24 protein-coding genes and 1 pseudogene are annotated in these 26,244 nt (G+C 66.4%); 15 read left to right on the top strand and 10 right to left on the bottom strand.

Translation table 11 applies throughout. The features are described 5' to 3' along the window. A pseudogene (locus tag JMF82_RS17620) lies at window positions 1–142 on the top strand (acetyl-CoA C-acyltransferase); the annotation flags it as partial. Between the two features lie 11 nt (window positions 143–153). Here JMF82_RS17620 and JMF82_RS17615 read toward each other — a convergent pair. Next, on the bottom strand, window positions 154–732 hold the full coding sequence (locus JMF82_RS17615; RefSeq protein ID WP_201315855.1) for a DUF6496 domain-containing protein: 579 nt from the start codon (window positions 730–732) through the stop codon (window positions 154–156). A 553-nt stretch (window positions 733–1,285) separates the two neighbouring features. Next, the gene (locus tag JMF82_RS17610) at window positions 1,286–3,139 is read right to left on the bottom strand and encodes an ABC transporter ATP-binding protein (RefSeq protein ID WP_201315858.1); all 1,854 of its coding nucleotides are present in this window, start codon (window positions 3,137–3,139) and stop codon (window positions 1,286–1,288) included. A gap of 263 nt (window positions 3,140–3,402) precedes the next feature. Here JMF82_RS17610 and JMF82_RS17605 point away from each other — a divergent pair, with 263 nt between their 5' ends. After that, window positions 3,403–4,035: a PadR family transcriptional regulator gene (locus JMF82_RS17605; protein WP_201315854.1), complete on the top strand. Its 633-nt coding sequence runs from the start codon at window positions 3,403–3,405 to the stop codon at window positions 4,033–4,035. Continuing rightward, window positions 4,028–4,420 (top strand): transcriptional repressor, encoded by a 393-nt coding sequence (locus tag JMF82_RS17600; protein ID WP_201315853.1) that lies wholly within the window; start codon window positions 4,028–4,030, stop codon window positions 4,418–4,420. The genes JMF82_RS17605 and JMF82_RS17600 overlap by 8 nt, the downstream gene beginning before the upstream one ends. On the opposite strand, the gene nfi is transcribed toward JMF82_RS17600, so the two are convergent. After that, window positions 4,417–5,115 carry a deoxyribonuclease V gene (gene nfi, locus JMF82_RS17595; protein WP_201315857.1) on the bottom strand — a complete coding sequence of 233 codons (699 nt, stop codon included), beginning with the start codon at window positions 5,113–5,115 and terminating at the stop codon, window positions 4,417–4,419. The genes JMF82_RS17600 and nfi overlap by 4 nt on opposite strands. Before the next feature lie 87 nt (window positions 5,116–5,202). Here nfi and JMF82_RS17590 point away from each other — a divergent pair, with 87 nt between their 5' ends. The 7 genes from JMF82_RS17590 to JMF82_RS17560 all read left to right on the top strand — a co-directional run bounded on the left by JMF82_RS17590 (window position 5,203) and on the right by JMF82_RS17560 (window position 11,639). Continuing rightward, on the top strand, window positions 5,203–7,641 hold the full coding sequence (locus JMF82_RS17590) for a DUF3772 domain-containing protein (protein ID WP_201315852.1): 2,439 nt from the start codon (window positions 5,203–5,205) through the stop codon (window positions 7,639–7,641). Window positions 7,642–7,690: 49 nt separating this feature from the next. After that, window positions 7,691–8,506 carry a helix-turn-helix domain-containing protein gene (locus JMF82_RS17585; protein ID WP_201315851.1) on the top strand — a complete coding sequence of 272 codons (816 nt, stop codon included), beginning with the start codon at window positions 7,691–7,693 and terminating at the stop codon, window positions 8,504–8,506. A 142-nt stretch (window positions 8,507–8,648) separates the two neighbouring features. Then, complete coding sequence (locus JMF82_RS17580) at window positions 8,649–9,491, top strand: DUF72 domain-containing protein (RefSeq protein ID WP_201315850.1); 843 nt, start codon at window positions 8,649–8,651, stop codon at window positions 9,489–9,491. An 81-nt stretch (window positions 9,492–9,572) separates the two neighbouring features. Continuing rightward, window positions 9,573–10,298 (top strand): DUF4440 domain-containing protein, encoded by a 726-nt coding sequence (locus JMF82_RS17575; RefSeq protein ID WP_201315849.1) that lies wholly within the window; start codon window positions 9,573–9,575, stop codon window positions 10,296–10,298. A 287-nt stretch (window positions 10,299–10,585) separates the two neighbouring features. Then, on the top strand, window positions 10,586–10,987 hold the full coding sequence (locus tag JMF82_RS17570; RefSeq protein ID WP_201315848.1) for a ribonuclease domain-containing protein: 402 nt from the start codon (window positions 10,586–10,588) through the stop codon (window positions 10,985–10,987). Further along, a complete protein-coding gene (locus JMF82_RS17565) occupies window positions 10,984–11,418 on the top strand; it encodes a barstar family protein (RefSeq protein WP_201315847.1) in 435 nt (144 codons plus the stop codon). Before JMF82_RS17570 ends, JMF82_RS17565 begins: the two co-directional genes overlap by 4 nt. Beyond that, window positions 11,418–11,639: an RNA-binding S4 domain-containing protein gene (locus JMF82_RS17560; RefSeq protein WP_201315846.1), complete on the top strand. Its 222-nt coding sequence runs from the start codon at window positions 11,418–11,420 to the stop codon at window positions 11,637–11,639. Before JMF82_RS17565 ends, JMF82_RS17560 begins: the two co-directional genes overlap by 1 nt. Before the next feature lie 6 nt (window positions 11,640–11,645). On the opposite strand, the gene JMF82_RS17555 is transcribed toward JMF82_RS17560, so the two are convergent. Further along, window positions 11,646–12,467: an arylamine N-acetyltransferase gene (locus JMF82_RS17555; protein ID WP_201315845.1), complete on the bottom strand. Its 822-nt coding sequence runs from the start codon at window positions 12,465–12,467 to the stop codon at window positions 11,646–11,648. Window positions 12,468–12,644: 177 nt separating this feature from the next. On the opposite strand from JMF82_RS17555, the gene msrA reads away from it, so the two are divergent. Beyond that, on the top strand, window positions 12,645–13,349 hold the full coding sequence (gene msrA / locus JMF82_RS17550; protein ID WP_236585543.1) for a peptide-methionine (S)-S-oxide reductase MsrA: 705 nt from the start codon (window positions 12,645–12,647) through the stop codon (window positions 13,347–13,349). Between the two features lie 113 nt (window positions 13,350–13,462). Here the strand turns inward: msrA and JMF82_RS17545 are convergent, their stop codons facing one another. From JMF82_RS17545 to hutU, 5 genes are all read right to left on the bottom strand, one after another. Then, window positions 13,463–16,210, bottom strand: a complete 2,748-nt coding sequence (locus tag JMF82_RS17545) for an EAL domain-containing protein (RefSeq protein ID WP_201315844.1) — start codon at window positions 16,208–16,210, stop codon at window positions 13,463–13,465. Between the two features lie 75 nt (window positions 16,211–16,285). Then, a complete protein-coding gene (locus JMF82_RS17540; protein ID WP_201315843.1) occupies window positions 16,286–17,059 on the bottom strand; it encodes an iron-containing redox enzyme family protein in 774 nt (257 codons plus the stop codon). A gap of 235 nt (window positions 17,060–17,294) precedes the next feature. Next, the gene (locus JMF82_RS17535) at window positions 17,295–17,684 is read right to left on the bottom strand and encodes an MAPEG family protein (protein WP_201315842.1); all 390 of its coding nucleotides are present in this window, start codon (window positions 17,682–17,684) and stop codon (window positions 17,295–17,297) included. A gap of 182 nt (window positions 17,685–17,866) precedes the next feature. Then, the gene (locus JMF82_RS17530; protein WP_201315841.1) at window positions 17,867–18,331 is read right to left on the bottom strand and encodes a serine hydrolase; all 465 of its coding nucleotides are present in this window, start codon (window positions 18,329–18,331) and stop codon (window positions 17,867–17,869) included. A gap of 1,288 nt (window positions 18,332–19,619) precedes the next feature. Continuing rightward, complete coding sequence (gene hutU / locus JMF82_RS17525) at window positions 19,620–21,290, bottom strand: urocanate hydratase (RefSeq protein WP_201315840.1); 1,671 nt, start codon at window positions 21,288–21,290, stop codon at window positions 19,620–19,622. A gap of 194 nt (window positions 21,291–21,484) precedes the next feature. Here hutU and JMF82_RS17520 point away from each other — a divergent pair, with 194 nt between their 5' ends. The 3 genes from JMF82_RS17520 (at window position 21,485) to JMF82_RS17510 (ending at window position 24,141) form a co-directional block, all read left to right on the top strand. After that, on the top strand, window positions 21,485–22,051 hold the full coding sequence (locus JMF82_RS17520) for a hypothetical protein (protein WP_201315839.1): 567 nt from the start codon (window positions 21,485–21,487) through the stop codon (window positions 22,049–22,051). Between the two features lie 72 nt (window positions 22,052–22,123). Beyond that, a complete protein-coding gene (locus JMF82_RS17515; protein ID WP_201315838.1) occupies window positions 22,124–23,620 on the top strand; it encodes a DNA-3-methyladenine glycosylase 2 in 1,497 nt (498 codons plus the stop codon). Then, window positions 23,620–24,141, top strand: a complete 522-nt coding sequence (locus JMF82_RS17510; protein WP_201315837.1) for a methylated-DNA--[protein]-cysteine S-methyltransferase — start codon at window positions 23,620–23,622, stop codon at window positions 24,139–24,141. The genes JMF82_RS17515 and JMF82_RS17510 overlap by 1 nt, the downstream gene beginning before the upstream one ends. Window positions 24,142–24,175: 34 nt before the next feature. Here the strand turns inward: JMF82_RS17510 and JMF82_RS17505 are convergent, their stop codons facing one another. Then, window positions 24,176–24,448 (bottom strand): hypothetical protein, encoded by a 273-nt coding sequence (locus JMF82_RS17505; protein WP_201315836.1) that lies wholly within the window; start codon window positions 24,446–24,448, stop codon window positions 24,176–24,178. Between the two features lie 111 nt (window positions 24,449–24,559). Between JMF82_RS17505 and JMF82_RS17500 the strand changes: the two genes are divergently transcribed. After that, window positions 24,560–25,840: an ectonucleotide pyrophosphatase/phosphodiesterase gene (locus tag JMF82_RS17500; protein WP_201315835.1), complete on the top strand. Its 1,281-nt coding sequence runs from the start codon at window positions 24,560–24,562 to the stop codon at window positions 25,838–25,840. Window positions 25,841–26,244 lie beyond the last annotated feature (404 nt).

The raw sequence follows: 26,244 nt of genomic DNA, 5'->3' as shown, positions 1-26,244 counted from the left end.
GGGGCATCCGCTGGGCGCCACCGGCGCGCGCATCACCGCCAAGGCCGCGCAGATCCTCAAGCGCGACGGTGGCCGCTATGCGCTGGCCACCCAGTGCATCGGTGGCGGCCAGGGCATCGCGACCATCCTGGAGTCGGTGTAAGCGCTCCCGCCTCAACGCGCCCGCGCGCGCATGGCCCGCGTGCGCGCAGCGCGCTTCGCCGAAGCGGACCGGCTGGTGGCACCGCGATGCGCGGCGGCCTTCTTGGCCGCGGCCTTGCGCACGGCGGGCCCCTTGGTGCGCGCTGCCTTCTTGGCGGACGCGGAGCGACTGGCCGCCGTACGCTTGGACGCCGCTTTCTTCGCCTGGCGCGACAGCGCCGACTTCGACGCGGATGCCGTGCCCTCGCGCTTCAGCGCCTTCGTCGTGGCGCGGCTGCGCCGGGCCGACGTCTCCTTGCTCGCCTTCCTGGTCGCGGGACGTTTGCGGGTGCTCTTCTTCGCTGCAGGGCTGCTTTTCTTCGCGGTGCTGCGCTTCTTGGTGCTGCTCCCGCGCTTGTCAGGCACGTCGACACCCGCGCGCCGCGCCTCGGACAGTCCAATGGCGATGGCCTGCTTGGCCGAGCGGGCGCCGTGCTTGCCCCTGCGGATGTGATGGATTTCCTCGCGGACGAATTCCCCCGCCTGCGTGCTGGCCGACTTGCCTTCGCGCTTGTCCTTGCGGGCACGTGCCGTGGCTTCTTTGGTAGGCATCACGCTGCTCCAGTATCGAACGGAGCCTTGATGCTGAAGGCGGCACCGTGAAGCACGAGGCAAAAAAGGTTGAAGGTGCCGCCAAGCGTTCAGGGCCGGGGAGACTGGTTTTCCAGGGGTTTTGTGGAGGCTGGGCCAGGGCATGCATGTTTCTGCAAGCGCGCACCCGTGCGCGCGATAACCGGCTGGAAAGGCGTGCCATGGCTCTGCGGTCGCGCACAGGGTGCGCTCCTACAACGGGTTTCGGACCGGACGGGGCATTGGACAGAAGGAGGTCTCTCCTTGTGGGAGCGCACCCTGTGCGCGACTACAAACGAAGAGATACACCACAGCCTGCAGTCACCTGGCCAACAAATCCCCCACCTTTCTGTAGGAGCGCACCCAGTGCGCGATAACCGGTCGAAGAGGCGCGCCGCGGCTCTGCGGTCGCGCACTGGGTGCGCTCCTACAAGGGGTTTTCACGCTGATCGGAGGGCTCCCGGCGATTCGTTTCCGCACGGCGTCCGAAGGAGGGAGAAGCGCCCACACATCACCGGCCATGGTTCAACCGCACTCAGGCCATGGCATCTTCGGCCGGGTCTTCCGCCGCCACGAAGCCGCCGGTCTGGCGGCGCCACAGGCGGGCGTACAGGCCGCCGTGCGCGATCAGCTCGGCATGGGTGCCGGTTTCCACGATGTGGCCCTTGTCCATCACCACCAGGCGATCCATGCGGGCGATGGTGGAGAGGCGGTGCGCGATGGCGATCACCGTCTTGCCGCGCATCAGCAGCTCCAGGCTGTCCTGGATGGCGGCTTCGGCTTCCGAATCCAGCGCGGAGGTCGCCTCATCGAGGATGAGAATGGGGGCGTCCTTCAACAGCACGCGTGCGATGGCGATGCGCTGGCGCTGGCCGCCGCTGAGCTTCACGCCGCGCTCGCCCACGTGCGCGTCATAGCCCACGCGCCCTTCGCCGTCCACCAGCTGCGGAATGAATTCGTCCGCCTTCGCCTTGCGCACCGCCTCGATCACCTGCGCGTCGGTGGCATCGGGGCGCCCGTACAGCAGGTTGTCGCGGATGGAGCGATGCAGCAGCGAGGTGTCCTGGGTCACCACGCCGATCTGCGCGCGCAGGCTCTCCTGCGCGACATTCGCAATGTCCTGCCCGTCGATGAGGATGCGTCCGCCCTCCAGGTCGTACAGCCGCAGCAGCACGTTCACCAGGGTGGATTTGCCCGCGCCTGACGGGCCCACCACGCCGATCTTCTCGCCGCCCCGCACCTCGAGGTCGAGGCCGGGGATGACGCCGCCCTGCTTGCCATAGTGGAAATGGATGTCATCGAAGCGCACCCCGCCTTTGGTGACTTCCAGCGGCATGGCCCCTTCACGATCCTGCACGGTGCGCGGCTTGGAAATGGTCTCGATGCCGTCCTGCACGGTGCCCACGTTCTCGAAGATCCCGTTGACCACCCACATGATCCAGCCGGACATGTTGTTGATGCGGATCACCAGTCCGGTGGACAGCGCGATCGCGCCCACCGTCACCTTGCCCTGGCTCCACAGCCACAGCGCCAGCGCCGAGGTGCCGACGATGAGGAAACCATTGAGCGTGGTGATGGTGGCATCCATCGCCGTGGTCAGCCGCGTCATCGCGCGCATGCGCTTGATCTGCTCGCCCATCGCGTCGGCCACGTAGGCCTCCTCGCGCTGCGTGTGCGCGAACAGCTTGAGCGTGAGGATGTTGCTGTAGCCATCGACGATGCGGCCCATCAGGCGCGAGCGCGCCTCGGACTGCTTCCACGAACGCTCCTTGGTGCGCGGCACGAAGTACGCCAGCGTCGCCACGTACGCGCCCAGCCACACCACCAGCGGCATCGCCAGCCACACATCCGCCTTGGCGAACATCACGATGGCGCTGCCGGTATAGATCGCCACGTACCAGATGGCGTCCACGATCTGCACGGCCGATTCGCGCAGCGCGCCCGAGGTCTGCATGATGCGGTTGGCGATGCGGCCCGCGTAGTCGTTCTGGAAGAAGCCCAGGCTCTGGCGGATGACGTAGCGATGGTTCTGCCATCGGATGCGGTTGGTGAGGTTGGGCACGATGGCCTGGTTCACCAGCAGGTCGTGCAAGCCCATCAGCACCGGCCGCGCGAACAGCGCCACGAACCCCATCCACAGCAGCTCGCGTCCGTGCAGCTTGAAGAAGTCCGTGGCCGGCGTGCCCTTGGCCATGTCCACGATGCTGCCGATGAAGCCGAACAGCGACACCTCGACGATGGCCACGCCGAAGCCCACCACGATCGCGGCGGCGAACACCGGCCACACCTGCCGCAGATAGAACAGGTAGAAGCGCCACACCGACTGCGGCGGCATGCCGTCGACGGGTTCCTTGAACGCGTCGATCAGCGATTCGAACCAGCGGAACACCATGGGGAAGTCGTCCTTGGGGAAAACGGGCGGGCGCAGTAAACCTGAGTAAAGGCGCGGAGCGTGAGATTCAACCCGAAGTCCCTCCTTCTCTCGCTTTTGTAGGAGCGCACCCCGTGCGCGATCACGGCATCACCGCTCCGTTGGCTTATCGCGCACTGGGTGCGCTCCTACAGAAGGAGAAAGAGGCCGGGCCACTTGCATCCCGCAAAAGTTACGATATATCTTAAGACTGTTACTTACGATATATCGGAGTTCTACCCATGAGATTCCATCATTGCTCTGACCACCACCATCACCACCACCACGAAGGCCGCGAAGCCTGGATCCGTGAGGCCATGGGTTTTGGCCGCGGACGCGGCTTTGGCCGGGGTTTCGGCGACGACGAAGGCCCGGGCGGCTGGGGCGGCATGGGCGGACGCTTCCGCGGCGGCCGCGTGTTCGGCCACGGCGACCTCAAGCTGATCCTGCTCTCGCTGATCGCCGAACAGCCACGCCACGGCTACGAGCTGATCCGCACGATCGAGGAGATGTTCGACGGCGCCTACGCGCCGAGCCCCGGCGCGGTCTATCCCACCCTCACCCTGCTGGAAGAGCTCGGCCACGCCAGCGTCAAGAACGACGATGGCAAGAAGCTCTATTCGATCACCGAGGAAGGCAAGGCTTTCCTGGCCGACAACAAGGACGCCGTCGACGCGGTGATGTCGCGCATGGAGCAGACCGCCAAGATGTTCGCCCGCGCCGCCGCGCCGATGGCGCTGCGCGAGGCCATGCACAACCTCAAGCGAGCGCTGTTCATGCACGGCGGCCCGTGGAACGCAGCCGAAGTGAAGCGCATCCGCGACATCATCCAGAAGGCCGCCGACGAAATCGCCAAGGGCGGCAAGGATGCCTGAGTGCGCGCCTGCGGCATCGTCAGACGCCCGCTCGGCGCTCGCCCAGGCGGGCTTGCGCGCTACGCCGCCCCGCCTGGCGATATGGCAGGTGCTGCACGAAACCAACGATGAACCCGACGCAGTGGCCGTGCTGCGTCGGGCGCAATTGCTGGAACCGCGCACCAGCCTGGGCACGGTGTATCGCTTCCTGCGGGAACTGGAGTTGCTGGGTCTCGCCAGCTCTCGCCCCGTGCCGCACGAACGAGCGCGATGGAAGCTCGGCATGGCATCCGCACGGCATGGCGAAACACCGCGCGACGCCGCCGCGATGGCGGCCGTCGCACAGCTGGCGGCGGCCTTCGGCTACATGCTGGTACCGGCCACGCCTCCTGCGCAGGCGCGCTAAGCGCCCTGCTTTCGCGCACGGTCACGCCTCGACGCCAGCCGGTCCGCCAGGCGCGTCGGCTCCGGCAACCGGTACTTCGTGCAGAACGAGAGCACCAGCTCGGGTGCCGACTCCATGCTGACCCGATGGCCGGGCGACACGATCAACGGGCGGGTCTTGTCCTTGCTGCGCAGGACGCAGCCGATCACCTTGTCGCGGTGATGCAGCGGTACACGATCACCGCGCGATGGCCCCAGCTCGCCGTGCGTACCGACCAGGATCGACTTGGCCACGCCGATGGCCGGCAGGCCCGTCACCACGCCCAGGTGCGCGGCGATGCCGAGGCCGCGGGGGTGGGCGATGCCGTGGCCATCCACGAATACGAGATCCGGTTCTTCGGCCAGTTCCTCCAGCGCCTGCAGCACGGTGGGCAGTTCGCGGAACGAGAGAAGTCCCGGGATGTACGGCATGCACGTGGGTCGCCTCGCCACCACTTCTTTCAGCGGCAAGCGGGTCTTCGCGTCCAGCAGGACGGCTGCCGCGCGTGTCACGGCGCCACCGTCTTCGAACCCCACGTCGACACCGGCGATGCGCCGCAATGGCGGAAAGTCGTCTTCCAGGCGCACCTTCGTGGCCAGTTCCAGCTGCAGCTGCCGTGCCTTGGCGACGTTGCCGTCCCAGGCGGGAATCAGGTCGGGCGAAAGAGGCGTGTCCATCATGACAGCGTGAATGCGGTGCGCTGAACGAGGCGTCAAGCCCAATTATTCATTGACCGGTCCGGCATGCGCCCGGATCATGCCGCCATGCCTATCGTGCTTCGCTTGCTGCTGATCCTTCTTTTCACCGTGGCCGGCGCCTCGCCCGTCCTCGCGCAAAACAACAACCAGGCGCCGGCGCAGATTCCACAGGCCACCCTGGCCACGCCGGATCAGCTCAGCGCCCAGCTCGACCAGATCAAGCAGGCGATCACCGACAAGGGCAAGCTCACCGACAGCATCCTGACGGACGCGCGCACCAGGACGGCCGCGGTGCAACAGCAGGCGGAACAACTCACCGCCAGCCTGGTGCCGCAGGTCGACGCGATGAAGGCCAAGCTCGACGTGCTGGGGGCGGCGCCGGCCAAAGGCGCGCCACCCGAAGCGCCCGAAGTCGCCGCGCAACGCAAGCAGCTCACCAAGGACAAGACCGACCTCGACGGCCAGCTGACCCAGGCCAAGTCGCTGACCCTGGAAAGCCAGCAGCTCATCACGCAGATCGCGAGCCTGCGCCGCGACCTGTTCCAGGCGCAGGTTTTCCAGCGCACCGCCTCGCCGCTGGCCAAACCCTTCTGGTCGCGACTGGCGCAGAACCTGCCGGATGATCGCGCCAGCCTCGCCGTGCTGGGAACATCCATGCAGGGCGCGCTGGCGCAGGCGTGGCAACCGGCCAATCGTGTTTCTTTCATCCTGTGCCTGCTGGCGGCGGTCGCCTTGCTGGTCGTCGGGCGACGCCTGCTCGAACACAAGGTGCTGGACCTCGCCAGCAAATACCTGCCTTCCGGCCATCTGCGCCGCAGTGCGCTGGCGTTGATCATCACGCTGATCACCATGCTCACCTACGGCATCGCCGCGTGGCTGATCTATCTCGCGGTGAACTGGAACGGCGTGTTCGACGAGGAACTCGATGATCTGGCCAAGCCACTGGTGCGCTTGACCTTCATCGCCGCGAGCATGGCCGGCATCGGCCGCGCCATGCTGAGCGTGAGGCGGCCATCGTGGCGCTTGCCGCCCATTTCCGACGACCTGGCCAGGCGGCTCGCGCTGTTCCCCGCGCTGCTCGCGCTGAGCGTGCTGCTGCTGGGCATCGTGGAGCAGATCACCGGCGACATCGGCGCCAGCCTCGGCACGGCCATGGCCGCCAATGCGCTGGCGTCCACCGTCATTGGCCTGTTGCTCGCTTCGGCGCTGGTGCGCATGGGCAAGGCTCGCCGCGCATTGATCGCTGGCGGCGGCACGCCGGCCAAGCGTCCGCTGTGGGTGGGCCTGCTGGTCGCGGCGGCCTTCATCACCACCGTCCTGGTGCTGGCGGGCGTGCTCACGGGCTACATCGCGCTCGCCTTCTTCCTGTCGCGCCAGGCGATGCGCGCGGGCTTCCTCATTGCCTTGCTGTATCTGCTGATGCACCTGGTCAACGACCTGTGCGAATCGCTGCTGTCGCCCGAGTCCCGTACCGGCCAGCGCCTGCAGGACACCTTCGGCATCGCGCCGGCGCGGCTCGAACAGGCCGCCACGGTGATCTCCGGCGTCGCGCGCGCGTTCCTGTTGCTGCTGGCGGTGCCACTGGTGCTGGCCCCCTACGGCGCCGGCACCAATGAACTGATCGATCGCGGGTCGCAGCTGTTCGCCGGCCGCTCGCTGGGCACGCTGACCATCAACCCGACGAGCATCTTCAACGCGATGCTGGTGCTGCTGGTCGGTGGCATCGTCGTGCGCCTGGTCAAGCGCTGGCTCGGCACGCAGCTGTTGCCGAAGACCTCGCTGGACATCGGCATGCAGTCGTCCATCGTCACCCTGCTCGGCTATGTGGGCGGCGTGCTCGTGTTCGTGCTGGTGCTGGGCGCCCTGAAGGTCGATGTGCAGAGCATCGCGTGGGTGGCCAGCGCGCTCTCCGTCGGCATCGGTTTCGGCCTGCAGGCGATCGTGCAGAACTTCATCTCGGGCCTGATCCTGCTGGCCGAGCGTCCGGTGAAGGTCGGCGACTGGGTCAGCATCGCCGGCGTGGAAGGCGACGTCCGCCGCATCAACGTGCGCGCCACCGAAATCCAGCAGAGCGACCGCTCCACGGTGATCGTGCCGAACTCGCAGCTGATCACCCAGAACGTGCGCAACGTGACGATGGCCAACGCCCAGGGTCGCGTGCAGATCCGCCTGCCGATGCCCTTGAGCACGGATCCGGCCAAGGTGCGCCAGATCGTGTTCGATATCCTCCGCAACCACCCTTCCACGCTGGACACGCCCTCGCCCAGCGTGCAACTGGACAGCATCGACGCGGGCTCGCTGCTGTTCGTGTGCACGGCCTATGTGACCAATCCGCGCGATGCCGGCAATGTGAAGAGCGATCTGCTGTTCGAGATCATCGATCGCCTGCGCCAGTCGAACATGCCGCTCACCACGCCGCAGGACATGGTGGTCCGCACGATGCATCCGGAAAACACCGCCGGCACGCCACAGCCCACGACCATCGTGCCCGGCACCAAGACCTGACAGGGCGCCCGCGTCGGCCTAGACTCCTGGCATTGCCCGGAGCCAGCCTGTGGGACTCCACGCCCTCGCCCCTGCACCGCCGCTCGACGCCCTGGTTGCCCGCCTGTGGGACTGGGACATGCCGCCCGCCGCGCATCACCTGGAGCGCGTGCTGCCGGTGCCGGGCGCGGCGCTCATCATCAATCTTCATGAAGATGAAACGCGCGTCTACACCGATGACGCCGAGCGCCGCTGCATGCGCGCGCCCGCGGCGGTGATCGGCGGCCCCTGCCTGCGCAGCCAGATCATCGATACGTCCGAGCAGGTGCGCGTGATGGGCGCCGTGTTCCGCCCGGGCGGTGCGCACGCACTTACCGGGGAAGACCACGAGGCGCTCGTCGCTCGCGACATCGGGCTGGAAGACATCTTCGGCGCCCGCGCGCACCGTCTTCGTGAGCAGTTGCTCGACACGCCCGACCCCATGCGGCGCCTTGGCGTGCTGGAGCACTGGCTGCTCGCGCACATGCGCACGCCTTGCCTTGCGCCGGAAGTACTGCATGCGCTGGAGCGCATTGGGAGCCGTCCGCAAGTGGCACGGATCGGCTCGCTGGTGCGCGAAACCGGCCTGTCCGAATACCGCTTTGGACGGCTGTTCCGACGGCAGGTCGGCATGGGACCCAAGCGCTATGCGCGACTCCTGCGCTTTCGCGCCGTGGTGGAAACCGTGCATCGTCGTGGCAGCGTGGACTGGAGTCGTGTCGCCGCCGACGGCGGCTACGGCGACCAGCCGCATCTCGTGCATGAGTTTCGCGAATTCGCCGGCATGACGCCCACGGCCTTCATGGCGGCGCGCGGGCCGCATGTGAATCATCTGCCGCTGGATTGAGCGGTTCAGTCCGGTGGGCCGGGAACATGTCCGCCATGACCGGCTGGGGACCCCGCAGCGCCGCGGTCGCGCATTCGGTGCGCCCCTGCATGAGGGGGAGGAGCGTCGCTACAATCGGGCGTTCCTCCCTCGGGACTGCGCCATGCCCAGCGACCTGTTTTCCGCCTCGCCCGCCAAAGGTCCCGCCGCCCGCGTCCGTGCCGGCATCGGTGGCTGGAACTTCGCGCCGTGGCGCAACCATTTCTATCCCTCGGGGTTGGTGCAGCGGCGCGAGCTGGAATACGCCAGCCGCCACCTGCGCGCGATCGAAATCAACGGCACCTTCTACGGAGCCCAAAAGCCCGCCACCTACGCGAAATGGGCGGCCGAGACGCCGGACGGCTTCGTCTTCTCGCTCAAGGCGCCGCGCTACATCACCGAAGGCAAGAAGCTGGCCTCCACGGCGCGAGGCATCGAAGGTTTCGTGTTCGGCGGGCTTGCGGAATTCGGCGATCGCCTGGGGCCGGTGCTGTGGCAATTGCCGCCGTCGCGGCCGTTCGATGCCGACGACCTCGCCGCGTTCCTCGATCTCCTGCCACGGGAACTCGATGGCCAGCCCATGAGGCACGTGCTGGAAGTGCGCCACACGAGCTTCCTCGACGAGCGCTATGTGGAACTCGCCCGCGGGCACCGCATCCCCACCGTGTTCACCGATTCGCCGAAGTATCCCTCGCTGGCCGACCTCACCGGCGATTTCGCGTATGCGCGGCTGATGCGCAGCGAATCGCACATCGAGACGGGCTACGCGGCGCATGACCTCGATGCCTGGACCACCCGCGCCCTGCAGTGGGCCGAAGGCGCTGACCCCGCCGAACTGCCGCACGTGGCGGCGCCGTTGAAAACGCAGGGCCCGCGCGACGTGTTCATCTACTTCATCAGCAGCGCCAAGGAACGCAACCCCGCCGCGGCGATGGCGTTGCAGCAGCGGGTGGACGCATCCGGCTGAGGCCGTGCCGGCCGCCACGACGACCGGCACATGAAACCCCGTGGGGTGGCGATACATTGGCGCCACTTCCAGGAGGCCACCATGCGATACGTCTTGCCTTACGCAATGACCCTGCTTGCCGTTGCCGTGACCATGCCGGCACACGCCACCGACGATGTCGCCACCCTGATTCGCCGCCAGTCGCAGGAGTTTTCCAACGCCTCGGCCTCCAACGATACGGCAACGCTGGCGAAGTACCTGGATGACCGCGTCGTCTTCATCAACGAAGGCGGCGACATCGCCACCAAGAAGGACATCGTCACGCCGGGGCCCGCCGGCCCCGCGAACGTCAGCAATCACCTGGTGCAGACGGATTTCAACATCGAGATCCATGGCAACGTGGCGGTGACGAGCTTCACCGACAACGCCACCGTCAAGGTCGGCGAGCAGACCATGACGCCGCGTTTCCGCTCGACCGAGGTATGGCTCAACGAGGGCGATGCGTGGCGCATGATCTCCAGCCAGACGGTGGCGCTGTCCGATGATCCGCCGGCCCATGCGTTGAGCGCGAACGAGATGGACCAGTACGTCGGCACCTACGAGGCCGCGCCCGGCCTTTCCGTCGCCATCACGCGCCAGGGCCATCAGCTGTTCAGCGCCACCAACGGCGCCAAGCCCGCGCCCTTGCTGGCGGAAGTGCGCGACGTGCTGTTCACGCCGGGGCAGCCGCGGGCACGACGGGTGTTCGAGCGGGACGACCACGGCAAGGTCACCGGTTTCTATTCACGCCGCGAGGGCCACGGCGTGCAATTCAGGAAGATCAGCTGACGCGCCATCGCAGGGCGCCCCCCCCCGGCTGCCGTCGTCCACACGATGCGCCCCGGGCAGCGTAAGCTTAAGGCAACACTGGATAAGCAACGCCGTCGCGATGATGCCCGGAAGGTTCGCACGGGTGTCGCATTAGCGATACCGCGGGGGACGACGCGAAGCTAGCCCCCGTGGGGCGACGCGAAGCTAGTCCCTGTGGGGCGACGCGAAGCCAGTCCGCGCGGGACAAAGGCGATACTTATCCCGTGTTGCCTTAAACTCGCGCCCTCGCCACGAAGCGTCCGCCCATGCGCGCACTCAAACCCATCGCCCTGCTGGTCGTGCTGGCCGTCGCCGCCCTCATGTGGGGCCGTCACGCGCCGGAACCTTCGCAGCCGGCAACCCTCGCCGTCCCGCGAGACGCGGGCACCGCGCTGCCCTCGTTCCTCCCGCCCGAGGCCACGGGCGTGCTCTCGCGCATCGCGCGCGGCGGGCCGTTCGAGCACCGGCAGGATGGCGTGGTGTTCCAGAACCGCGAAGGACGGCTGCCGCGCGAGCCCCAGGGCTACTACCACGAGTACACCGTGGATACGCCGGGGCTGGACTATCGCGGCGCGCGACGCATCATTACCGGCGGCACGCCGCCCAGCGTCTACTACTACACCGACGACCACTACCGCACGTTCCGCCAGTTCGAGGTACCCCGATGAATGCTCAATTCGATCTCGACTTTGGCGATGCGACGCACGGCGGCATCTTCTTCGTCACCTCCGACGACCTCGAGCCCCTGGCCGAGGCGGCTGGGATGAATGGCCTGAGCGTGTGCCGCATCAACCTGGCGGACTACGCCGACCGCGACACGCTGTTCGACCGTCTGACCCAGGCGCTGCGGCTGCCAGCCGATTTCGGCCGCAACTGGGATGCGCTGGCCGACAGCGTGCGCGACTTGTCCTGGCTGAAGGCACCCGGCTACATCCTGTTGTTCGACCACGCCGAGGGCATGCGCGACGCCCACGAGGAAGACTTCGACACCCTGCTCGATGTCCTGGAGGAAGCGGTCGACTACTGGCAGGACGCCGGTTCGCCGTTCTTTGTATTTTTCGCGCTGCCCGAAAGCGCCTTTGACGACGTGGAAGACTGATGCACGAGCTGGAGTTCGAACTGGACCGCGACTACGTGGAGCTCAACCAGCTGCTCAAGCTGGTGGGCCTGTGCGACAGCGGTGGCGCCGGCAAGGCGATCGTGGCCAGCGGCGCGGTATCGGTGGATGGCGAGCAGGAGCTGCGCAAGACCTGCAAGATCCACGCAGGCCAGGTCGTGCAGGTCGAGGACATCGTCATCCACGTGCACGCGGCGGAGTGACGCTTTTCATTCGGCCACGGGCAGCCCCGCCAGCACGTGGTCCAGATCGGGATGCGCGGGCAGGCGAACGCCGAACTCGTCCCGTATCACCTGCTTGATCTCATCGACCCCGGCCAGCGTGCGACGCACGGACTCGCCGCCAGTGTGGTGCACCACGAATTCACGGTTGCGCAGGCCGAGGCGACGGTCCGCCAGCGTGCGCGCCATGATCAGGCTGTGCAGGAAATGCGATTCGGGATAGGTCGAGGTGTAGTGGTTCGCCACCACGTAGTCGATCGCCGGCCGCGGCTGCAGGTCGAAGCGGTAGAGCGTGCGCCATCCGTCTTTCACCTGCGCCTGCATCCGCCATTCGCCCTGCTGCTGAAGCAGGCGGAACGGTTCGTTGCCCGTGGGTTGCACGATATCGGGCTGCAATCGCAATGCACCGCTCAGCGCCATGCTGCCGAAGCCGACGTCGACCAGCCAGCTTTCGCCGGACAGCTCGACGCGCAGCAGCATGTGCGTCTGCGCCACCACCGCATCCTCGGGCTTCATCCACAACACGCGCGCAATCAGGCCCGACACGTCATACCCCAGCGCACGCAGCACCGCCAGCAACAGGCCGTTCTGCTCGAAGCAGTAGCCGCCCCGGTGCTCATGCACCAGTTTCCGCTCGATGTCCGCGAGTTCAAGCGACACCGGCAGGCGCAACAGGGGATGGAGGTTCTCGAACGGAATGGCGGCCACGTGTGCCGTCGTGATCGCGCGAAGGGTCGCCAGGTCGGCCCTCAGCGGGCCGTCGTAACCGAGGCGGCGAACATAGGCATTCAGGTCGATCAGGTGGTTCATGCAAACACCCGCGGGGACGTGGGACGCGCACCATAACACTGCGTTGCCGCCGGTTTGGCACGGCCGCACCACGCTGGTGGGACGATGGAGGTAACCGGGGACGCCCTGGCGGCGAATACACCAGTGACGACCACGGCTTGCGTGGCCGCGTCCTGTCTACCGATGGAGCGTTCCGTCATGAGCATCCGCCGTACTTCCCTGTTCCCTGCCCTTGCCGGCCTGCTTCTGCTGGCCGGGCTCGGCGCCTGCAGCCTCGCCGCGGGCACCGATGCCGCCACCCTGCCCGACCCCGCCGTGGACGCCGCGCCCCGCCAAGGCGACCAGGTCGCCGTGCTTGCGGGCGGCTGCTTCTGGGGGCTGCAATCGGTGTTCGAGCACGTGAAGGGCGTGAAGAAGGTCTGGGCCGGCTACAGCGGCGGCGAGGCCAGCACCGCCCAGTACGAGCGCGTCAGTGACGGCGATACCGGCCATGCCGAGTCGGTGAAGATACTCTACGACCCGGCCAAGGTCAGTTACGGCCAATTGCTCAAGGTCTACTTCTCGGTCGCGACCGACCCCACCCAGCTCAACCGCCAGGGCCCGGACGTCGGCACGCAGTATCGTTCCGTCATCTTCTACGGCGACGACGACCAGAAGCGCATCGCCAACGCCTACATCGACCAACTGAAAGCGGCGCATGCGTTCGCCGATCCGATCGTGACGCAGGTGGTGCCGCTGAAAGGGTTCTACCTCGCGGAGGCCTATCACCAGGATTACGCCGAGCGCCATCCGAACGAGCCCTACATCCTGTTCAACGATGCGCCGAAGGTGGTGCACCTGAAGCAGCAGTTCCCCGCGCTGTATCGCCCGGCGGAGCAGGTGGTAGCGGTGGATCTGCACTGACAGCAGCCCGTCTGTAGGAGCGCACCCAGTGCGCGACCGCGGAGTCACGGCGCCACCGCGCTCCGTAGGCTTTTCGCGCACTGGGTGCGCTCCTACAGGGAACGACAGGCGACTCAGACTTCCGGCGGCACCAGCCGCAGATGCGAATTGCCCTGACGCTTGCCCACGCTCATCAACTGGACGATTTCCTCCGGCTCGATCGGCCGGGAATAGAGGTAGCCCTGGCCTTCCGTGCATCCGGCGCGCAGCAGGAAGCGGTGCTGTTCTTCCGTCTCGATGCCTTCGGCGATCGGGCTGATGCCGAGCTTGCGGCATAGCGTGAGCATGGTTTCCACGATCGCGCCGTCGCTTTCGTCCTCGGGCAGGCCGGCGACGAAGCTCTGGTCGATCTTGAGGTACGCGATGGCACGCATCTTCAGGTAGCTCATCGACGAATAGCCGGTGCCGAAGTCGTCGATGGCAACGCCGACGCCCAGCGCGTGCAGCGCATGCAGCGTGTGCTCCATCTCTTCGCCCAGGCGCAGGATCGCGCCCTCGGTGATCTCCAGCATCAGTCGTTCCGGCGCCAGCCGCTGCGATTCCAGCAGCGCGCGTATATCGTCGACGAAGTTGGCCTGGCCGAACCAATGCGCCGACACGTTCACCGCCATGCGCAGCGGCGCCAGGCCGATGTGGTCCCATTCGGCGAGTTGCCGGCACGCCGCCTGCAGTACCCATTGGTCGATGCGGCGGATCAGGCCGAGCTTCTCGGCCATGGGGATGAACTCCACCGGCGGGATGCGCCCGCGCACCGGATGGTGCCAACGCAACAGCGCCTCCACCGCCACGATGCGACCACTGCGCATCTCCACGGTGGGCTGGAACTGCAGGTGGAACTCGTCTTCGGCCAGCGCCTTGCGCAACTCGGAGGCCAGTGCGATGCGCCGGCGGACATCAGCCTGCATGCGCGGCGAGTAGAAACGGAACGCGTTGCGCTCCTCGGTCTTGGCCGCATACATCGCGGCGTCGGCATTGGTGATGAGCGTGGGCACGTCCGTGCCGTCCAGCGGATAGCATGCGATGCCGATGCTCGCGCTCAAGGCCAGTTCGTAATCGCCCACCACCGCGGGCGCGGCCAACGCGGTGAGCAGGCGGCCGGCCATCGCACTGGCCTGTTCGCGCGTATAGAGGTCGTCCATCAGCACGGTGAATTCGTCGCCGCCGATGCGACCGGCCACGCCCTTGTCGCCGAGTTCATAGGCAATGCGCTCGGCCACCTTCACCAGCAGGTGATCGCCGATGGCATGGGTGTAGCTGTCGTTCACCGCCTTGAACGCGTCCAGATCGATGAACAGCACCGCGACCATGCCGCGCTCGCGCTCGGCAGCCGCCACGGCCTGCACGCAGCGTCGCTCGAACTCCGTGCGGTTCGGCAGGCCGGTGAGCGGATCGTGCGCGGCCATGTACTGCAGGCGCTGCTCGTTCGCCTTGGCGGTGCTGATGTTGTTGATCACCGCCACGTAATGCTGCACCTGCCCTTCCGCCTCGCGGATGGCGCTGATGCTCAACCATTCGGGATAGGTGGTGCCGTCCATGCGGCGCGTGCGCACTTCGCCGACCCAGTTGCCGTCGGTGTAGATCGTCTCCCACACGGAGTCGGGCAGCGGCGAGCCGTCGGGCATGCAGCGAAGCTCGTCGAAGCGCACGTCCTGCAGCGCCTGCGCCGTAAATCCAGTCATGCGGATGTGGGCCGCATTCACCCGCGTCACGCGGCGGTCGGCATCGGCGATGATCACGCCCTCGGCGATGCTGGCCATGGCCTCGGAGGCAATGCGCCGCTGCTGCTCCAGGCTCACGCGCTCGGTGATGTCACGCAGGATCGACTGGTGCACGCTCTGCGTGCCCCAGTACGCCACGCTGCTGCGCATCTCCACCGGCCGTATCTCGCCATCGCGGGCATGCAGTTCGCCGGTGACGGCGCCGTCGGCGCGGTGCAGCAAGGGCACGAACAGGTCGGACAACGCCTTGCCCACCAGCGCATCCATGCCCAGCCCGGTCCATTGCATGGCCGTACGGTTGGCGCCGAGGATGCGGCCGCTGGCTTCGTCCACCATGATGATGGCGTCGGCCGCACTGTCGTACAGCAGGCTGTAGCGCTCCTCGGTGCCGCGAATGCCGAGCAGGATGCGGCGCGCCATGACCAGCCACAACAACGAGGCAATGCAGGCAACCAGGAACACGCTGCCGAACAGCACGCGGCCCAGCCACATGGCGCCCTGCGCGACTTCGAGGGAGAAGCGCTTGGTCAGCGGCTCCAGTTCATCGTTGAGGGCATTGATGCGCGCCAGCTTTTTTTCGGCCCATGCCCGGTCCGGCTGCCCTTGCGCCGAAGCCTGCTTGAGCTCGGTGGCGATCTCGCCCAGTTGCTTCAACGGACCGTCCGCCTCGCGCCAGACCGTCACCGCCTCGTGCATGTGCCAGACGTTCGTGCAGCAGCGCAGCATGAAGATCATGCCGGACTTCGCCTGCGGCAGGATCTTTCCGCGCTCGAACGCCCGGTCCACCGCTGCCCGGTCATAGTGGCCGGACGCGATCGCATCGCGTGCCCAGCCATCGGACATCAGCAGTTCGTAGTTGTCTTCGAACGCGGCGAGGCGTTCGGTGTTGCCGGTTTCCGCGTAAACGGAAAGATCGATCACCGCCTGCTTCTGCGCCTTGCTCCAGACACTCTCGCCGTTGAGGAACCCGGCGAGAGTGACCTGGACCTGGAGAGCACCCCAGGTAAACAAGAGGATCAGGCCAATGACGGCCACCAGCCCATAGGCCAGTGGCCTCAAGCGTCGTTCCAGCGGTCTTTGCGAGGTGCTACGGATGGAATCCATGGCGTCCCTTTTACACGACCACCTCATTAAGCTACATCTCGCCTCGTCACGGTGTCGACGGCGAGGCGGCTTGCTTCATGCAGCCTGCTCCTCGACCTCATTCACCTGCGGCTGCAACAGGCAGCGCTCCAACCCGTAATGCAGGCTGAGATAACTGCGCTCGACGCATTCGCGCAAGTGCTCCACTTGCTCCGGCGCGGGCCGGTTGCCCATCAAGGTACAGACGATCTCCAGCGCCTCCCACGGATGGGTATCGTCATAGGCGGCATGCAGCTGAAGCCACCGCAGGGTGGCCTTGCGCCCGGCCGTCGGCAGGCTGTCGGCATACGCCACGCTGTCGTAGACCTTCTGCGACCACTCGCCGGTCACGCCCTCGATGGCATAGTTGGTCGCCAGCATGCCCGCGGCCAGGGTGTCCTGTCCGCACACCTCGAGGCACCACTCGGTGGCCGCTTGCGTGCCGCGCGGCGGACGGCCATCGAGCACCTCTTCGCGAGGCACGCCTGCGCCGTCGGCCCAGTCCAGCCAGTACTCGGCGTGATTCTGTTCCACGCGGATGTTGCGCACCAGCCAGCGGCGGGCCATGTTGTCACCGGCACTGCGCCCGTATTGGGTCTTCAGCAGGTTCAGCGCCATGAACGAAGGGAAACGCTCGATCAGCGACCAGGTGCCGACCATGAAATTGCGCATGGTGGCCAGGTCGATGCGTCCCTCGCCCATGAGGTCCCACATCGCGTGATCGCGTACGCGCCGGCGGGCGGGCTCGCAGGCCGCGACCAGGTCCTGTGCCCACTGGGGGTAGCTCGACAGGTCGTCCAGCGGTCCGGTGCGTTCGAAATGAGTGTTCATGCAATTCTCCTAGGATCAATAAGAAACCGTCAGCCCCAGCCGACGGCCCCGGCGAAAGCGCCGGAAACTGCATAGTGGTCACCCCTGGTTTCGCATGCGACACCTTGCTGAGGTTATATCTCAGAAGTTGTATTCAATTCGTTGATTTGGCTTGTAAACGCCAAAAAGGCGGATCGATCCCGCGGGGCAAAAAAAAGCCGCCCGGCGAGTGCCGGACGGCCTTTCCCGGCGATCGTCAGAACAAGGCGCCGACCACCATCACGATACCCACCATCGATACCGTCCACACCAGCGTCCGAAGGTAGGGAATGCCGATCACGTAGACGGGCAGGTAAACCACCCGCGCCCAGAAATACAGCTGCACGCCCAGCACGGTATGGGCGTTGCCGCGTTGGGCCAGCACCACGGCGAGCACCGCGGCCGCAAAGAACGCGAATGTCTCGAGGAAATTCCGGCTGGCGCGATCCGCGCGTGCCGCGCCCCCCGTCAACGGCGTCGTTTCGCCATCCCGGTTGCTTGTGTTCCAGCCCAGGCCACGCTGCAGCGTGGACAGCGTGGTGGCAAACAACACGTACACCAATCCCAGCGCTATGGACCAACCCAATACCTGCAGCTCGACCGGCATGTCGCACCTCCCCATTGGATGTGCGGCCATGATGCGCCCTGGCCCGCAACGGCACCAGTTACGGCTGCGCCGCCCGGGCCACCGCGCGGCCAGGCCGGCAAACAACGCGTCGCATGGTGATACGGAGGCTGTCGAATCGCCCAGGACAGCGGCGGCGAGGACGGCATGCCCACCCGGCCAGGTCATGGCGCCGATGTCGTTGAATGCCGCCGTACGCCCTTGCCGCGTACTCGAGTTGCCGCTCTTGCCGGCAAAGCGCACGGAACGCCGGCGCGCAGGCGATGGGGAAGGGCCTGCCCGGCCATCAGAGGCCGCAGATGTTGCGCCGGGGCCGGCGACAGCAGTTCGCCGCCCCGCAGCTTGCGCAGGAACTCGACCGCTCCATCCGGCGTGCTGCGATTGCGTGGATCGGCCAGCAAGGCGGGGGAGCCGCGCTGGCGGCACTGGTCGATTTCATGCGGAGGAATGGCTTGTCCCGGGCGGGGGCCGTTGAAGATGTCGCCGGCCTCACTTTCCCCCAGATCGATCCGGATGCCATCGATGCCATGCGTACGAAGGAACGCCATCGCCGCCTGCTCGAGCGAAAGCGATCCTTCTTCCACCTGCTTGCGCACTGCGGCGATCGACGCCTTGAACACGCTCATCATGGGAAACGCGCCTAGACGATATGCGCACCCAGTGCGCGAAAGCCTTTCGCGCCGGTCTGCATGTTCATCTTTCGATAGACAAAGATTGTCGATGTTTTGGTTGCACTCTTCCTTATCGCGACCGGGCTCGCCTGCGACCGAAGGAAGTCCCTGTGGGGCCCCGGGCTTCCGAGCCGCTGCCGCGGGCCCGGGTCACTTTCTCTTCGCATGGTGATCGTTCCATTGTAGGAGCGCACCCTGTGCGCGATAGCCTTTCGCCACAGTCCTAATGACCTGTCACCGACACAGCCTCACTGCGCCCTGATCGTCGCGTAATCGCGATCGGGCTCGCCTGCGACCGAAGGGAGTCCCCGTGGGACGGCGGGCTTCCGTCCTCCTGCCGGAGGCCGGGTCACTTTTCTTTGCTTGCTCAAAGAAAAGTAACCAAAAGAAAGAGCACCCCGCGTGGCGCTGTCTGGGCTACGCCCAGCCAGTCCGTGAGGGGCGGCCGGGCTTTTCGACCGGGCTCCTGCCCGGACGAAAAGTGCCCGACGTCCTGTCGGGCACCCCTGCGGGGCCTGCTCGTCCACCCCTCACCGCCACACAGGGGTTTGTTGAAGGCTCGTGCCGCTGCGCGGCACATCGCAACAACAAAACTGCACGCCTTTGTAGGAGCGCACCCAGTGCGCGACCGCAGAGGTCATCGATGCGCCGCGGTCGCGCACTGGGTGCGCTCCTACAGGGTAGGGCTCCGCTCTTGATCTTCCCTCCCCTATGGCGCGAGCAGGCGGGAGGTGGAATCGCCCGAAGGGTGGCCGGCAGGACGCCGGCCAGGGGATCGTCAGGGCAGGAGGCCCTGTCGATCCACCCCGCCTCCCGCCTGCGACCCCGCAGGGGCGCGACATCGGGGTGGCCTCTCTTTTGGTTACTTTTCTCTGGCCACGCAGAGAAAAGTGACCCGGCGGACGGCAGTCCGTCGGAAGCCCGCGGCAGGCGAACCCGATCGCGGAAACTCAACAACCAAGCCAGCGTAATAACTGAACACATCGGAACACCGAACCATGCAGACCGGCGCGAAAGGCTGTCGCGCACTGGGTGCGCTCCTACAAGGAAACGCCACGCAAAGGGAAAGTGGCCTGGGCCGTGGCAGCGGACCGGAAGCCCACCGCCCCACGGGGCTCCCCTTCGGTCGCAAGCGACCAACCTGGCGATATCCACCCATCGCCTTCACCAAAAGCAATGGATGTGGATATCGAGTCGAAAGGCGGCCGCGCACAGGGTGCCTGCCCTCCTGCAAAAAAACGGAAGGTCAGAGCATGGGCAGGTTCAGGCCCTGCTCTTTCGCGCATTCGATGGCGATGTCATAGCCCGCATCCGCATGGCGCATCACGCCCGTGCCCGGATCGTTCCACAGCACGCGAGCGATGCGCTTGTCCGCAGCCTCGCTGCCATCGCACACGATCACCACGCCCGAATGCTGCGAGTAACCCATGCCGACGCCGCCGCCATGATGCAGCGACACCCACGTCGCACCGCCAGCCACGTTGAGCATGGCGTTGAGCAGCGGCCAGTCGCTGACCGCGTCGGAACCATCACGCATCGCCTCGGTTTCGCGATTCGGGCTGGCGACAGAACCGGAGTCGAGATGATCGCGGCCGATCACCACCGGCGCCTTCAGCTCGCCCTTGCGCACCATTTCGTTGAACGCGAGGCCGAGCTTGTGGCGTAGGCCCAGGCCAACCCAGCAGATGCGCGCAGGCAGGCCCTGGAAGCTGATGCGTTCCTTCGCCATGTCCAGCCAGCGGTGCAGGTGCGGATCATCGGGGATCAGCTCCTTCACCTTCTGGTCGGTCTTGTAGATGTCATCCGGATCGCCCGACAGCGCGACCCAGCGGAACGGGCCGACGCCGCGGCAAAACAGCGGACGCACGTAAGCCGGCACGAAACCCGGGAACGCGAATGCATTCGCGAGGCCCTCATCCTTCGCCATCTGGCGGATGTTGTTGCCGTAGTCGAACGTGGGGATGCCCTGCGCATGGAACGCGAGCATCGCCTCCACATGCTTCCTCATCGACTGCTTCGCGGCCTTCGCGGTGCCGGCCGGATCGCTCTTGCGACGCTCGAACCACTGCTCCACGGTCCAGCCTTGCGGAAGGTAGCCGTTGACCGGGTCGTGCGCGCTGGTCTGGTCGGTGACCGCGTCCGGACGCACGCCGCGGCGCACCAGTTCCGGCAGCACATCGGCCGCGTTGCCCAGCAACGCGATCGACTTCGCTTCACCGGCGGCGGTGTACTTCGCGATGCGCGCGAGCGCGTCGTCGAGGTCGGTGGCCTGCTCGTCGACATAGCGCGTCTTCAGGCGGAAATCGATGCTCTTCTGCTGGCATTCGATAGTCAGCGAACAGGCGCCCGCGAGCGTCGCCGCAAGTGGCTGCGCGCCGCCCATGCCGCCGAGGCCGGCGGTGAGAATCCATTTGCCCTTGAGGTTGCCGCCGTAATGCTGGCGGCCCATCTCCACGAAGGTCTCGTAGGTGCCTTGCACGATGCCCTGGGAGCCGATGTAGATCCACGAGCCGGCCGTCATCTGGCCGTACATCATCAGGCCCTTCTTATCGAGCTCGTTGAAGTGCTCCCAGTTCGCCCACGCCGGCACCAGGTTCGAGTTCGCGAGCAGCACGCGCGGCGCATCCGCATGCGTGGGAAACACGCCGACCGGCTTGCCGGACTGGATCAGCAGCGTCTCGTTGTCGTTGAGCTCGCGCAGCGCGCGCAGGATCGCGTCGAAGCATTCCCAGTTGCGCGCGGCGCGGCCGATGCCGCCGTATACCACGAGTTCGGCCGGATTCTCGGCCACTTCCGGATCCAGGTTGTTCTGCAACATGCGGAACGGCGCCTCCGTGAGCCAGCTCTTGCAACTCAGCTCGGCGCCACGCGGCGCGCGGATGGTACGGGTGGTGTCGATACGGGTCGGAGCGTTCATGGGAAGCATCACAGCCGGGGGAAAACCCGATTGTGGCGACCCATGGCTATACCCGCAAACCGCAGTGCGGCAAACCGGGGCGGCGCCGTACGAAAGTGCTCCGCCATCTGGCTGATTGAACGGGTTTTCGGGCGTATCCAGACTGCATGGGGGTATCCGGGCTCGACCGTCAGCATCCTGATGGGAGAACCTCCATGGGTGCGAACTCTCCAGTGCGGCCACTGCTATTGGGCGTGGTGCTGCTTTGCGCGTTCAGCGCCGCGCAAGCCGCCGAAAAAGCCGCTCCGTCCGACAAGGAATTGATTGCCAGCGCGCTGCGCGCCGCACCGCCGGGCGTCGGAAAAGAGGCGACCGTCGTGGTCGCCGACGCCCAGGGCCACATGCGCACGCTGCGCGAAGGCAAGAACGGCTTCACGTGCATGCCGGACAATCCCGAGACGCCAGGGCCCGACCCGATGTGCATGGACAAGAACGCAATGGAATGGGCGATGGCGTGGATGTCGCACAAACCGCCGCCGGCCGGCAAGGTCGGGCTGATGTACATGCTGGAAGGCGGCACGGACGCGAGCAACACCGATCCGTATGCGACCAAGCCCACCGCGAGCAACCACTGGATCAAGACGGGTGCGCACGTGATGGTGGTCGGTGCCGATGCATCGTTCTACGACAGCTATCCGAAAAGCGCCGACCCGGACACCAGCCAGCCGTACGTGATGTGGGCGGACACGCCCTACCAGCACCTGATGGCGCCGATCAAATAGCCGTGGGAGCCGCCGGGTATTGATGTCCGAAAACGGCGAGTCCGGGCGACGCGGGGGTGCTAGCCTGCGTCCATGGCTGATACCCGCGACCACGACCTCCCCGATGACCGGACCTGCGAGCAGGCCCGTCTCAGCCGCGATGCGCGCTTCGACGGCCTGTTCTTCACCGCCGTCACCAGCACGCGCATCTATTGCCGGCCGGTGTGCCCTGCCCCGTCGCCGAAATCGCAAAACGTACGCTATTACGGCAGCGCGGCGGCGGCCGAAGCAGCCGGCTTTCGCCCATGCCTGCGCTGCCGGCCGGAACTCGCGCCGGGCAACGATGCGTGGCAGCGCGGCGACCACGCCATCGCACGGACGCTGAAACTGATGGAAGAAGGCGCGCTCGACGAACTATCGATGGAAGCGATGGCCGGGCGCGTGGGTCTTGGCGCGCGGCAGTTGCGGCGGGTGTTCGTGGAGCGGCTCGGCGCGCCGCCGATCAGCGTGCACACCACGCGCCGGCTGTTGTTCGCGAAGCAACTGCTGACCGAGACCTCGATGCCGGTAACGGAAGTGGCGCTGGCTTCGGGCTTCCGCAGCCTGCGGCGCTTCCATGCCGCGTTCCAGCAGGCCAATCGCATCGCGCCACGCGAGCTGCGCCGCCACCCCGGCATCGTGCACGGCGACGCGATCACGCTGCGCCTCGGCTATCGGCCACCCTACGACTACGAGGCGATATTGACGTTCCTGCGCGGCCGATCGCTGCCGGGCGTGGAGCTCGTCGATGAGCACAGCTACGCGCGCGTGTTCGGCCCCGCGGATGCGCCGGGCTGGTTACGCCTGAGCGCATGGCCGGGCGGCGACCACGCACTGCGGTTGGAACTGCATTGCCCGCAACCGGCACGCATGCTTTCCATCGTGACGAAACTGCGCCGCATGTTCGACCTGGATGCGAACCCGCAATCGATCGGCGATGCGCTCGCGCAAAGCGCCGTGCTGAAGCCGCTGTGGCGCAAGCGCCCCGGCCTGCGGTTGCCCGGCGGATGGGACGGTTTCGAGATCGCGGTGCGGGCGATTCTCGGCCAGCAGGTCAGCGTCGCGGCGGCGCGCACGCTGGCGACGCGCATCGTGCATCGCTATGGCACGCCGGTGATCACCGGCATACCGGGCCTGGAACGCCTGTTTCCCGGCCCTGAGGCCCTCGCCGACGCAGACCTGCGTGAGATCGGCCTGACCACCGCTCGCGCCGCGACGGTGCGTGGCGTCGCGCAAGCGCTCCTGGATGGACGTATCGATTTCCGTAGCGAGCAACCGCTGGACGAATTCGTCGAACGCTGGGTGGCATTGCCCGGCATCGGCGAGTGGACGGCGCACTACATGGCGATGCGTGCGCTGAGCCATCCCGACGCGTTTCCCGCGGCCGACCTGATTCTACGGCGCGCGGCGACAAGCGACGGTTCCACGCTGAGCACCAAGGCACTGTCGTCGCTTGCCGAAGCGTGGCGCCCGTGGCGCGCCTACTCGGTCATGCACCTGTGGCGCAGCGCCAGCGACGCCGCAAAGACCGCGACGAAGAAGGTGAGCTGATGTCCGACACCATCTGGTACGACGAAATGAACACGCCCGTGGGGGTGCTTCGCCTGGTCGGCGACGTGCATGGGCTGCGCGAGATATGGTTCGAACGCGAACGTCATCCGAAGAAGCCCCACGCCGGCTGGCAGCGTGCGAGCGAACCGCTCACCTACGCCAGGACACAGCTGGAAGAATATTTCGCCGGCACGCGACAGCAGTTCGACCTGCCGCTGTGCCCGCACGGCACGCCGTTCCAGCAACAGGTGTGGTGGGAGCTGGCGCGCATTCCGTACGGCACCACCATCAGCTACGGCGAGCTGGCACGCCGCATCGGCCAGCCGGCCGCGATGCGCGCCGTGGGCGCCGCGAATGGCCGCAATCCGCTGCCGATCGTGTTGCCCTGCCATCGCGTGATCGGCGCCAACGGCAGCCTCACCGGCTTCGGAGGCGGCCTGCCGACGAAGCGTTACCTGCTGTCGATGGAAGACCGTATCGCGCGCGGCGACCTGTTTGGCGCGCAACTACGCGTGGTTTGAACCGCTGCTGCGCGGCACTGCGTGAATGGGCTGATCAACGCCCGCTGTCGACCGGCGGCGTGACGGCGTTGCGATACGAATCCATGTAGTCGCGCCGGGGCGCCTGGTAGCGCCCCTGCGCCTTCTCGACGTCGGCGGTGGCGTTCACCGCGACGCTCGCTTTCACGCGCGAGGTGGACGGCGTCTTCGATGACGCCGTCGCGTGCCCGTGCGGCGCAGCATGCGCCGGCGTGACGACACTCGCTCTTGGCGACGTAGCAACGGATGACGATGCAGCGGGCTGTTGCTGCGCATGCACGTCACTCATCCACGCACTTGCAGCGAACGTCGCCGACAACCCGATGCAGGAGAAAAGACGTGTAATGGTCATACGGCTGGGTAATGATAGGGACTTTGTTTCAATAGTACGGACCCACGCATGAAAATCCCGTTTCGCCTGTTGCTTTGCTCGTTGCTTGCGATCAGTGCCGGTTGCGCCAACCAACCCACCGCACCCACTGCCGCCACCACGAGCCAGGCCGCTGCCGCGAAACCCGCGCCGTTGCCGTTGCTGTTGATCTCCATCGACGGCTATCGCGCCGATTACATCAAGCGAGGCCTCAGCCCCACCCTGTCGGAGCTCGCAAAGGCGGGCGTGCATGCCACGAGCATGCAGCCGTCGTTTCCCTCGCTGACGTTCCCGAACCACTACACCATCGTCACCGGCCTGCGCCCGGATCACCACGGCATCGTCAACAACACCATGTTCGACCCGGCGCTTGGCCGCTTCTCGCTGGGCAGTCGCAACGCCGTGGGCGATGGCCGCTGGTGGAACGAGGGCACGCCGCTGTGGGAAACCGCGGGCCAGCATGGCCTCAAGAGCGCGACGATGTTCTGGCCAGGTTCGGAAGCGGATATCCACGGCAGGCACCCGGATTACTGGAAGACGTACGACGGCAACGTCTCTCCCGAGCAACGCGTTGACCAGGTGCTGGCATGGCTTGACCTGCCAGCGGGCGAGCGCCCCGCCTTCCTCACCCTGTACTTCGACGAAGTGGACCACGCAGGCCACACATTCGGGCCGGACACGCCGCAGGTCGACGATGCCCTGCGCAGCACCGACGCAGCGATGGCGCGCCTGGTGCAGGGCCTGAAGCAGCGCAAGCTGCTCGATCGCATCAACATGATCGTGCTGGCCGACCATGGCATGGCCTCGGTGCCTGCGAAGAACAGCGTGATGCTGGACAAGGTGATCCCGCTGACACGCGTGGATGTGGTGAGCCTGGGCGTGCTGGCGGGCCTCAATCCGACACCGGGTCATGACTTCTCCAAGATCGAAGCCCAGCTGGAAAAGCCACAGCGGCACATGACCTGCTGGGACAAGACGCGGGTGCCCGGGCGTTTCGCCTATGGCAGCAACCCACGCGTACCGCAGCTGTTTTGCCTGGCCGACGTCGGCTGGCGCATCACCACCACCGATGCCGCCAGGAAGCGCAAGGACAAGTTCAGCCTCGGCGAGCACGGCTATGACAACGAGGCACCTCAGATGCAGGCGTTGTTCGTCGCGCATGGCCCCGCGTTCCGCGAAGGCGCCGATGTACCGTCGTTCCCGAACGTCGACGTCTATCCGCTGATGGCCCACCTGCTCGGCCTGCCGCCCGCCGCGAACGACGGTGACTACGACGCGGTGAAGGACATGCTGAAGCCCGAGGCGCAGTAAGCGACCGCTCCTGTAGGGGCGCACCCTGTGCGCGATGGCCTTTTGCGGTGGGCTGCAGGGTTGTGGCTTTTTGTTAGAGCGCGGGTGTTGCCTTCGGTTGCCATGCTGTCGCGAGCATGCCGCTTACGCAGCGGGCGTTTCGACGTCCTGCCGGCGACGCGAAGCTAGTCCCCGTGGGACGACGCGAAGCTAGTCCCGTGGGACCGCCGAGTCACTTTTCTTTTGCTGGCCCACGCACGCGCAGGAGCGCGTGCGAACGGCGAAGCCGGCCCGTAGGGCGGAGGGCAGGATGCCCGGAGTCAAAGATCCCACGGGGACTAGCTTCGCGTCGAAAGTAACCCAAAGAAAATGGCCTTCAGAGCCAAGGCGCATAGCGATATGCGGGATAGAAGCGTCGGCCCACC

Origin of the sequence: Dyella sp. EPa41 (genome assembly GCF_016586165.1) — a bacterium.
Classification (GTDB): domain Bacteria; phylum Pseudomonadota; class Gammaproteobacteria; order Xanthomonadales; family Rhodanobacteraceae; genus Dyella.
The sequence above is the reverse complement of the archived record's forward strand: the minus strand, read 5'-3'. Positions and strand labels throughout refer to the sequence as shown.

Excerpts from the sequence above, each read along its gene's own strand:
- JMF82_RS17505 (WP_201315836.1), bottom strand. The coding sequence starts at position 24,448 with ATGAGTGACGTGCATGCGCAGCAACAGCCCGCTGCATCGTCATCCGTT.
- JMF82_RS17530 (WP_201315841.1), bottom strand. The coding sequence starts at position 18,331 with ATGATGAGCGTGTTCAAGGCGTCGATCGCCGCAGTGCGCAAGCAGGTG.
- JMF82_RS17570 (WP_201315848.1), top strand. The coding sequence starts at position 10,586 with ATGCGCGCACTCAAACCCATCGCCCTGCTGGTCGTGCTGGCCGTCGCC.
- JMF82_RS17515 (WP_201315838.1), top strand. The coding sequence starts at position 22,124 with ATGGCTGATACCCGCGACCACGACCTCCCCGATGACCGGACCTGCGAG.
- JMF82_RS17560 (WP_201315846.1), top strand. The coding sequence starts at position 11,418 with ATGCACGAGCTGGAGTTCGAACTGGACCGCGACTACGTGGAGCTCAAC.
- JMF82_RS17590 (WP_201315852.1), top strand. The coding sequence starts at position 5,203 with ATGCCTATCGTGCTTCGCTTGCTGCTGATCCTTCTTTTCACCGTGGCC.
- JMF82_RS17580 (WP_201315850.1), top strand. The coding sequence starts at position 8,649 with ATGCCCAGCGACCTGTTTTCCGCCTCGCCCGCCAAAGGTCCCGCCGCC.
- JMF82_RS17545 (WP_201315844.1), bottom strand. The coding sequence starts at position 16,210 with ATGGATTCCATCCGTAGCACCTCGCAAAGACCGCTGGAACGACGCTTG.
- JMF82_RS17615 (WP_201315855.1), bottom strand. The coding sequence starts at position 732 with ATGCCTACCAAAGAAGCCACGGCACGTGCCCGCAAGGACAAGCGCGAA.
- JMF82_RS17520 (WP_201315839.1), top strand. The coding sequence starts at position 21,485 with ATGGGTGCGAACTCTCCAGTGCGGCCACTGCTATTGGGCGTGGTGCTG.
- nfi (WP_201315857.1), bottom strand. The coding sequence starts at position 5,115 with ATGGACACGCCTCTTTCGCCCGACCTGATTCCCGCCTGGGACGGCAAC.
- JMF82_RS17555 (WP_201315845.1), bottom strand. The coding sequence starts at position 12,467 with ATGAACCACCTGATCGACCTGAATGCCTATGTTCGCCGCCTCGGTTAC.
- JMF82_RS17510 (WP_201315837.1), top strand. The coding sequence starts at position 23,620 with ATGTCCGACACCATCTGGTACGACGAAATGAACACGCCCGTGGGGGTG.
- JMF82_RS17500 (WP_201315835.1), top strand. The coding sequence starts at position 24,560 with ATGAAAATCCCGTTTCGCCTGTTGCTTTGCTCGTTGCTTGCGATCAGT.
- hutU (WP_201315840.1), bottom strand. The coding sequence starts at position 21,290 with ATGAACGCTCCGACCCGTATCGACACCACCCGTACCATCCGCGCGCCG.
- JMF82_RS17540 (WP_201315843.1), bottom strand. The coding sequence starts at position 17,059 with ATGAACACTCATTTCGAACGCACCGGACCGCTGGACGACCTGTCGAGC.
- JMF82_RS17565 (WP_201315847.1), top strand. The coding sequence starts at position 10,984 with ATGAATGCTCAATTCGATCTCGACTTTGGCGATGCGACGCACGGCGGC.
- JMF82_RS17575 (WP_201315849.1), top strand. The coding sequence starts at position 9,573 with ATGCGATACGTCTTGCCTTACGCAATGACCCTGCTTGCCGTTGCCGTG.
- msrA (WP_236585543.1), top strand. The coding sequence starts at position 12,645 with ATGAGCATCCGCCGTACTTCCCTGTTCCCTGCCCTTGCCGGCCTGCTT.
- JMF82_RS17605 (WP_201315854.1), top strand. The coding sequence starts at position 3,403 with ATGAGATTCCATCATTGCTCTGACCACCACCATCACCACCACCACGAA.
- JMF82_RS17600 (WP_201315853.1), top strand. The coding sequence starts at position 4,028 with ATGCCTGAGTGCGCGCCTGCGGCATCGTCAGACGCCCGCTCGGCGCTC.
- JMF82_RS17535 (WP_201315842.1), bottom strand. The coding sequence starts at position 17,684 with ATGCCGGTCGAGCTGCAGGTATTGGGTTGGTCCATAGCGCTGGGATTG.